At 67.9% G+C, this 664-nt stretch carries 1 protein-coding gene; it reads right to left on the bottom strand.

Features of this window, described 5'->3' with window-relative positions:
* On the bottom strand, positions 1-546 hold a 546-nt coding region (imuA, locus tag ACFQU0_RS13480), incomplete at its 3' end, for a translesion DNA synthesis-associated protein ImuA (RefSeq protein WP_382201615.1).
* Between the last annotated feature and the right edge of the window lie 118 nt (positions 547-664).

Below are 664 nucleotides of genomic sequence, written 5' to 3'. Positions count from 1 at the left end.
GGGGGCGGGTGAGGCCTGGGGCCGGACTGCGTCGGTGCGCAGGGCCATCAAAAGGGTGCCGGTGTGTTCGGTCGTGGTGGGCATGGCGGCCCGTGCGGCCAGGTGCAGGCGGCGCAGTTGCTCGGGCCGGGCCTCGGGCAACCAGGCCAGCAGCGCCCCCGCCGTGGTGCTGCGCAGCACCTGTTCGGCGGCCCACAAACGTTCGTTGTGCTCGGCCGTGTCCACCCACAAGAGGCGATCGGGGGCCACGCCCTGCGCCGCCAGCGCTGCCAGATGGGGTGGGTGGGGCGCCCCCACCAGCACCAGCGGGCCTTGGCGCTGGGCCAAGCGCAGCGCGGGCAACAACAAGCGCCACTCGTGCCGTGCGCTCGGGGGCTGCAAAAGTTCGATCAGTTCGCCGATGGGCCAGCCGCCGCCGGGCAGCTCGGCGTCCAAGGCCCCGTGGCCGCTGGTAACGACTGGCGACACGCCGCCGGCCCAGGCATCGCCCCGCCAAACACCGGGCAGGGCAAGCGATGGCGCGGACGACAGCAAGGCAACGGTCATGGCAAACAGAACAAGGCTGAAAATACTGTTTGTTTATAAGGGGTATCCACTTAGCTCCAGTGACACCCTTATGCTGGATAAATAATCAGTGTTTGATGGTATCCCAGCGGTGCCAACA

Origin of the sequence: Hydrogenophaga defluvii, assembly GCF_042665235.1 — a bacterium.
Lineage (GTDB): Bacteria > Pseudomonadota > Gammaproteobacteria > Burkholderiales > Burkholderiaceae_C > Hydrogenophaga > Hydrogenophaga defluvii_A.
This window is presented reverse-complemented; position numbering and strand designations above follow the sequence as displayed.